This is a genomic window from Geodermatophilus obscurus (genome assembly GCF_900143215.1).
GTDB classification, from domain to species: domain Bacteria; phylum Actinomycetota; class Actinomycetes; order Mycobacteriales; family Geodermatophilaceae; genus Geodermatophilus; species Geodermatophilus obscurus_A.
Window position 1 is genome coordinate 73553 of sequence record NZ_FRDM01000018.1, and the last position, 7638, is coordinate 81190.

Sequence of the window (7638 nt, forward strand, 5' to 3'; positions counted from 1 at the left end):
TCCCGCTCGGCCTCGTACCGCGCGGTCGACCGGGTGCCCAGCGCGATGACCACCCCGATCAGTGCGGCAAACCCCAGCGCGGTGATCGCCGGCCACAGGAGCACCGCTGCACCTCCGTGCGCTCGTCCGTGGTGGCACGGGGCGCGAGCCACGGGAGCCGGACGGGAGGACCCCTCCCACCGGGTACGGGAGCGGGCGTCCTGAGTCCGGCTGCCCGTCCCCGCTCCCCCGCTCGGGCCCTCGACGAGCCCGGGACATCCGGCCCAGGGCACCTGAACAGCGGCGAGCGACCGGCGGGAGTCCGGCGGGCGGGCGGCCGGTCACGGGCAGGTGTCCACCTCCTGGTGACCGGCACCGGAAGGGTCCGCCCCGGGTGCCGGCGCGGATGGCCACGAGCCGACACGCCCCCGTTCACCGGTTGGACGTGAGCCGGACCACACCGCGTGGAGCAAGCCTCGGCCGCCGTTCACCTGTCGTTCACCGGTGGACGGGGAGGCGTCCACCTCGGCTCCCTAGCGTCGGTCCTCGATGGTCCCGCGCTGCCCGGCAGAAGGTCTGGGCACACACAGTGGAAAGGCCACTCCCGTGGAGCTCAGCACCACCTCGCGCGCTGTCGTGCTCTCGGCCGCGCTCGCCGGCACCCTCGCGCTGACCGCGTGCGGCGCCGCCAACGAGGAGAACGCCGGTGCTGGCAGCGCCGGCGCCGGCGACTCCACCGAGCTGAGCGGCGCCCTCGACGGCGCCGGTGCCAGCAGCCAGCAGGCCGCCATGCAGGGCTGGAGCGCCGGCTACTCGGGCGTGCAGCCCGGCGTGACCGTGAACTACGACCCCGTGGGCTCCGGCGGGGGCCGCGAGCAGTTCCTCGCCGGCGGCGTGGACTTCGCCGGCTCCGACGCCGCGCTCGACGAGGAGGAGCTGCCCGCCGCGCAGGAGCGCTGCGCCGGTGGGGAGGTCTTCGAGCTGCCGAACTACATCTCGCCGATCGCGGTCGTCCACAACCTCGAGGGCGTCGACGAGCTCAACCTCTCGCCCGAGGTGGTCGCCGGCATCTTCGACCAGCGGATCACGACCTGGAACGACCCGGCGATCGCCGCCGACAACCCCGGGGCATCGCTGCCGGACCTGCCGATCACCCCGGTCAACCGCTCGGACGAGTCGGGCACCACCGAGAACTTTACCGAGTACCTGGCCGCCGCGGCCGGCGAGGCCTGGCCGCACGAGCCGGACGGCAACTGGCCGGTCCCCGGCGGCGAGGCCGCCCAGGGCACCTCCGGCGTCGTCAGCGCTGTCAGCGGCGGCAACGGCACCATCGGCTACGCCGACCTCTCGCAGGCCGGCGAGCTGGGCGTGGCGAACATCGGCGTGGGCGAGGAGTTCGTGACCCCGACGCCCGAGGCCGCGGCCGCGGTGGTGGAGAACTCCGAGCGGATCGAGGGCCGGGGCCGGTACGACTTCGCCATCGAGCTGGCCCGCGACACCGCGGAGTCCGGCAGCTACCCGATCGTGCTGGTCAGCTACCACATCGGCTGCATCTCGTACGACGACTCGGAGACCGCCGGACTGGTGGCCGACTTCATGGGGTACGTGATCAGCGAGGAGGGCCAGCAGGCCGCGGCCGAGGCCGCGGGTTCCGCGCCCATCTCCGACGCGCTGCGCGAGCAGGCCCGGACCGCGGTGGACGCGATCACCGCGGGCTGAGCACACAATGACCGGCGACGGCCCGGAGTGCCCGACGGCGCCCCGGGCCGTCGGCGGGCCCGGCCCCGGCCGGGCCCTGCGAACTCCCCTCCGCCGGGTCCCCCAGGCACCGGCCCACACACCACGGAGCAGCGGTGAGCAGCACCAGGACCACACCCCCGTCCCGCGCCGGGACCGGACGGTCGGTCCGCCGTCCCGGTGACCGGGTCTTCGCCGGTACCGCCAAGGGCGCCGGCATCCTCATCCTCGTCATCCTCGCCGGGGTCGCCGCGTTCCTCGTCGTGGAGGCGGTGCCCGCGCTCACCGCGCCGGCCGAGGAGATCCCCGGCGACGGCGGCCTGGCCTCCTACGTCGCCCCGCTGGTCTTCGGCACCCTGCTGGCCGCGGTCATCGCGCTGCTGGTGGCCACGCCGCTGGCCGTGGCCATCGCCCTGTTCATCGGCTACTACGCCCCGCGACGGCTGGCCCAGGGCCTGGGCTACCTGGTCGACCTGCTCGCCGCGATCCCGAGCATCGTCTACGGCTTCTGGGGCATCTTCTGGCTGGCCCCGAAGCTGGTGCCCCTCTTCGAGTGGCTCGAGCGCACCCTCGGCTTCATCCCGCTGTTCGCCGGACCGGCCTCGACCACGGGCCGCACCATGCTGACCACCGGCCTGGTCCTCGCCGTGATGATCCTGCCGATCGTCAGCGCCATCTCGCGCGAGGTCTTCCTGCAGGTGCCGAGCCTGCACCGCGAGGCGGCGCTGGCCCTGGGCGCCACCCGCTGGGAGATGATCCGGATGGCGGTCCTCCCCTACGGCCGCTCCGGCGTCATCGGCGGTTCCATGCTGGGCCTGGGCCGGGCGCTGGGCGAGACCATGGCCGTGGCCATCGTGCTCTCGGTCTCCGGCGGCATCACGTTCAACCTGATCAGCAGCGGCAACCCGTCGACGATCGCGGCGAACATCGCGCTGGAGTTCCCCGAGTCCTCGGGCATCGACATCAACACGCTCATCGCCAGCGGCCTGGCGCTGTTCGTCATCACCCTCGCGGTCAACGTGCTGGCCCGCGCGATCGTCAACCGGCGCGCCGAGTTCTCCGGAGCGAACTGATGACCCAGACCTCCACCGCGCCGGCGCCGCCGGGGAGCAGCGCCCCCGCTCCACGCCGCGGCGAGCGCACCCGGCGGCTGCCGACCTGGGCGCCCTGGGCGGCCTTCCTGGGGGTCGCCGCCGTCGTGGGCGCGCTCTGGCCGGTGCTCGACCTCAACGCAGCCCTGTTCGTGCTCTACACCGTCGTCCTCGGGACCCTGGCGGTGTACCTGCTGACCCGCGCCGTGGAGGGCTCCCGGCGGGCCACCGACCGGCTGGTGACCTGCCTGGTCGTCAGTGCCTTCGGGCTGGCGATGGTGCCCTTGGTCTCGCTGGTGTGGGAGGTCGTCAGCCGCGGCGCCGCACGACTGGACGGCGAGTTCTTCACCTCCTCGCTCGTCGGCATCGTCGGCGAGGGCGGCGGCGCGTACCACGCGATCATGGGCACGCTGATCATCACGGCGCTGACCACGCTGCTCTCGGTGCCGATCGGCCTGATGACGGCGATCTTCCTCGTCGAGTACGCCCGCGGGCGGCTGAAGCGGGCGATCACCTTCCTGGTCGACGTCATGACCGGCATCCCGTCGATCGTGGCCGGCCTGTTCGCCTACGCGCTGTTCGCCATCTTCCTCGGCCCGGGCATCCGGCTCGGCGTCATGGGCGCGGTCGCACTGTCGGTGCTGATGATCCCGGTCGTCGTCCGCTCGGCGGAGGAGGTGCTCAAGCTGGTGCCCAACGAGCTGCGCGAGGCCTCCTACGCGCTGGGCGTGCCGAAGTGGCGCACCATCGTCAAGGTGGTCATCCCCACGTCGATCGCGGGCCTGGGCACCGGCGTCACCCTGGCGATCGCCCGCGTCGTCGGCGAGACCGCTCCGCTGCTGATCACCCTGGGCATCACCAACGCCACGAACCTCGACGCGTTCGACGGCCGCATGGCGACCCTGCCGGTCTACGCCTACTACCAGCTCACCCAGCCGGGCGTGCCGCCGCAGTTCGCCACCGACCGGGCCTGGACGGCGGCCCTCGTCCTGATCATCCTGGTGATGGGTCTCAACGTCGTCGCCCGGCTCATCAGTCGCTTCTTCGCCCCCAAGACCGGTCGCTGACCGGCAACCCTGGAGGACCCTCAGTGGCCAAGCGCATCGACGTCTCCGACCTCAACATCTACTACGGCAACTTCCTGGCGGTCGAGAACGTCAACGTCTCCATCGAGCCGCGCAGCATCACCGCGCTCATCGGGCCGTCGGGCTGCGGCAAGTCGACCTTCCTGCGCTCGATCAACCGGATGCACGAGGTCGTCCCGGGCGGGCGCGTCGAGGGCAAGATCGTCATGGACGGGCAGGACCTCTACGGCGCGGACGTCGACCCGGTGGACGTCCGCCGGCAGATCGGCATGGTCTTCCAGCGGCCCAACCCGTTCCCGACCATGTCGATCTACGAGAACGTCGCCGCGGGCATCCGGCTGAACAACAAGAAGATGCGGAAGTCCGACCTCGACGACCTGGTGGAGCGCTCGCTCCGAGGCGCCAACCTGTGGAACGAGGTCAAGGACCGGCTCAACCGCCCGGGCGCCGGGCTCTCCGGTGGTCAGCAGCAGCGGCTGTGCATCGCCCGCGCGATCGCCGTCGAGCCCGACGTGCTGCTCATGGACGAGCCGGCTTCCGCGCTGGACCCGATCTCCACGCTGGCGATCGAGGACCTGATGGCCGACCTCAAAGAACGCTTCACCATCGTCATCGTCACCCACAACATGCAGCAGGCGGCGCGGGTGAGCGAGCAGACCGGCTTCTTCAACCTCAGCGGGGTCGGCCAGCCGGGCCGGCTGATCGAGTTCAACCCGACCGAGAAGATCTTCAGCAACCCGGATCAGAAGGCGACCGAGGACTACATCTCGGGCCGCTTCGGCTGACCCGACCGGGGCTTCGAGGGGCCGCTACGGGAGCTCCCGCGGCGGCCCTTTCGCGTTGTGTGCACACACCGCGCTGCCCGAGGCGCCCGCACAGCGAGACGTGCACACACCGCTGCCTGACTGCGGCGCCGTCCTCCGAGCGGGGCCGCACCGCGCTGGGCCCGCAGGCGGGGCCGAGCTCAGCAGCCGACGGTGGCCGCGGCCGGCTCGGCGGACGGCGGAGCCGACGCCTCGGCAGCCGTCCCTGGAGCCGCCACCGGCGCGGGGGGCGGCACCACGACCGGGACGACGCCGGAGAAGCCCGGCCCGAGCACGAGCTGGACGGCACCGCCGGTGGCGTCGCTGGCCTGCAGCACCGCACCGGGGACGGCGGCGGCGACCGTGCGGGCCTGCTCCTCGGCACCCGGGGCGTGCCGGACGACGGTCTGGTTCACCACGCCGAGCTCGTTGCCGACCTGGCCGACCCCGAAGCCCTGCGCGCGCAGCTGGTCGGCCACGGTGCCCGCCAGCCCGCTGGTGGCGGTGCCGTTGAGGACGTCGACGGGAATCCCCGCGGGCGCGGCGGTCAGCGGCTGCTCCGCCGGCGTGGTGACGGGCTGTTCGGCGGCTGCCGGGACGGGGGCAGCTGCCACGGCCGCCGGGTCGGCGGCCTCGGAGGTGACCAGCTCCGCGGGCAGTCGGCCCTGCTCGATCACCGCGTCGAACAGCGAGCGGGTGGCGGCGTCGTCGAGCACGACGTGGGCCTGCTCGCTGCCGGCCGGCACGTAGCCCACCTGGGCGACCGGCAGACCGATCCGCTGCACGGCGTCGCCGGAGAGGTCACCGAGGGTGCCGGCGAGGGTGCGCAGGTCGCCGAGGGTGGTGGCCTCGTCGACGGTGAGGGCGTCGGAGGCGCGGGTCAGGAACCCGGTGAGGGTGGCCGGGTTGCCGATCGTCCCCGCGGACATCGCCGTCCGCAGGGTGGAGGTCAGCACCAGCTGAGCGCGCTCGGCGACCGCCTCACCGGTGACGTCGGCGCCTGCGTCACCGGGAGCCAGGTAGCCCGTGGCGTGCTCCCCCGACAGCTCGCTGGCGCCGGCTGCGAGCGGCTGCGCCGACGCGGCGACCGCCGACGTCGCCGTGGGCAGGCAGACGGCGACACCGCCGAGCGCGTCGACCATGCCGGGCAGCCGGGTCAGGTCGACGCCCAGGTAGTGGTCGACGCGCAGACCGGACAGCTGCTGCACCGCGCGCACCGTGCAGGACGGCCCACCCTCGAGCAGCGAGGCCGCGAAGGACTCGGTCACGGCCTCACGGACCCCGCCGTCGGCGCCGATGCACGTGGGGGTGTCGACCAGCGCGGTCGGCGGGATGCTGACCAGGACCGCGCGCTCCCCGTCGGCGGTGACGTGCGCCAGGAGGGTGGCCACCGAGGCGGGACCCTCCTCGCCGGGGAGTCCCGTGCCGACCACCAGGTAGGTGGCCGCGCCCTCCTGCAGCCCGGGGGCGAGCACCTCCGCGCCGTCGGGCGTCAGCGCCTCGACCCGCTCGATGCGCTGGTCGACGTAGAAGTAGAGGCCCAGGTGGTAGGCGAGGACGACGCCGAGGAGGGCGGCGAGACCCGTCGCAGCGCGGACCAGCCGCCGGCGGCCGGGACTCCGGGCGGCCCGGCGGGCGGCCCGGCGCTCGCTGGGCGAGGGCGGCGCCAACCGGGTCGCGCCGGACAGCGGGGCGTCGCGGCCGGGGATCGGGGGCAGCGGCGCAATCGGGCGGGACGGGCGGTGGCCGGTCCCGTCCTCGAGCGGCGGGAAGAGCGGCACGGAGGGCCGGGCCGACGGCGGCACCGGCGGCAGGCCGCTGTGCGGCGCCTGTGGCGCGGCCGGGTCCTCCTGCTGCGGGACGACCACGGGCAGCGGGGGGACCACGGACGGCGTCCCGGGGGCCGCCGGTCCCGGGCCCGCCGGCGCACCCGGGACCGGCGGCAGACCGCGCTGCGGCGCCGGCGTGTCGCCGGCTGCGCGCGAGACGTCGCCGGCGCGGCGCCCGGAGGGTGCGCGGACCGCGTTCCGGACCGCGGGGGCCTCCTCGGCGGGGACCGGGGGCAGCCCGCGCCGACGTTCGGGGGTCTTCTCGCCGGCCAGGGGCAGCGGTATCTCACCGGTACGGGCGGCGCGGCGGCGGCCCACCTCGCCGCCCTGGCGGGCGATCAGCTGCTCGACGGTGATCGGTTCGCGGGCCGGCGTCTCGTCGCCCGCGGCAGGGGAGGGCGCAGCCGGGCGACGCCGGCCGCGGAGACGCCCGGACGAGCGGGCCTCCCCCGCGTCGTCGCGCGTGCGCTTGTTCCCCACCCGTGCCGACTTCCCATCGTCGAACCGTCGCCCTGGCGGGCACCGAAACTCCCGCCTGGCGCGCGGTGGTACCGCTGCGCAGTCGGGCAGTCACCCACCATACGGGCGCAGCGACTCCCGCCCGGGTCGGACGCGCGGGGATCGGCGGGCAGGTCACCCGCGCCCGTCGTAGCGTCCCCGAGGTGAAGCTGCCGTTCGTCCCGGGCCCGTCCGACGTGATCTCCGCGGTGGAGGGGGTCCGCGAGGGCGTGACCGAGGCGCTGGCGCTGGTCCCGCGGCTGGTCACCGTCGTGGGGCGCGTCGAGTTCCTGCTCGAACGGCTCACCACGGTCGTCGACCGGGTCGACGGGGTCGTCGAGCGTGCCGACGCGGCGATCACCGCCGTCGAGAGCACGCGAGCCAGGGCCGACGACGCGATCGCGGCGGTCGGCGCCACGCGGCAGCGGGCGGCCGACGCGATCACCGCGGTCGCCGCCACCAACCAGAGGGCCGACCAGGCCATCACCGCGGTCGCCGCCACCAACCAGAAGGCCGACGACGCGATCACCGCGGTCGCGGCCACCAACCAGAAAGCCGACCAGGCCATCACCGCCGTGGAGGGCACCGTCGCCCGCTCCGACGACGCCATCACCGC

At 74.2% G+C, this 7638-nt stretch carries 5 protein-coding genes and 1 pseudogene; 5 read left to right on the forward strand and 1 reads right to left on the reverse strand.

All coding sequences use genetic code 11. From position 1 onward, the window contains the following. The first annotated feature begins 585 nt into the window (after nt 1–585). The 4 genes from pstS to pstB all read left to right on the forward strand — a co-directional run bounded on the left by pstS (nt 586) and on the right by pstB (nt 4677). Complete coding sequence (pstS, locus tag BUB17_RS16355) at nt 586–1698, forward strand: phosphate ABC transporter substrate-binding protein PstS (RefSeq protein ID WP_072919748.1); 1113 nt, start codon at nt 586–588, stop codon at nt 1696–1698. 134 nt (nt 1699–1832) lie between these two features. Then, nucleotides 1833–2789 carry a phosphate ABC transporter permease subunit PstC gene (gene pstC / locus BUB17_RS16360; protein ID WP_072919749.1) on the forward strand — a complete coding sequence of 319 codons (957 nt, stop codon included), beginning with the start codon at nt 1833–1835 and terminating at the stop codon, nt 2787–2789. Further along, a complete protein-coding gene (gene pstA / locus BUB17_RS16365; RefSeq protein WP_072919750.1) occupies nt 2789–3874 on the forward strand; it encodes a phosphate ABC transporter permease PstA in 1086 nt (361 codons plus the stop codon). The genes pstC and pstA overlap by 1 nt, the downstream gene beginning before the upstream one ends. Before the next feature lie 23 nt (nt 3875–3897). Continuing rightward, the gene (gene pstB, locus BUB17_RS16370; RefSeq protein WP_072919751.1) at nt 3898–4677 is read left to right on the forward strand and encodes a phosphate ABC transporter ATP-binding protein PstB; all 780 of its coding nucleotides are present in this window, start codon (nt 3898–3900) and stop codon (nt 4675–4677) included. Between the two features lie 179 nt (nt 4678–4856). On the opposite strand, the gene BUB17_RS16375 is transcribed toward pstB, so the two are convergent. Beyond that, a complete protein-coding gene (locus tag BUB17_RS16375) occupies nt 4857–7004 on the reverse strand; it encodes an LCP family protein (protein WP_072919752.1) in 2148 nt (715 codons plus the stop codon). Between the two features lie 182 nt (nt 7005–7186). Between BUB17_RS16375 and BUB17_RS16380 the strand changes: the two are divergent. Continuing rightward, nucleotides 7187–7638: pseudogene (locus BUB17_RS16380) on the forward strand (hypothetical protein); the annotation flags it as partial.

What these genes read in the sequence shown, in the direction of transcription:
- pstA (WP_072919750.1), top strand. Translation starts at nt 2,789, where the DNA reads ATGACCCAGACCTCCACCGCGCCGGCGCCGCCGGGGAGCAGCGCCCCC.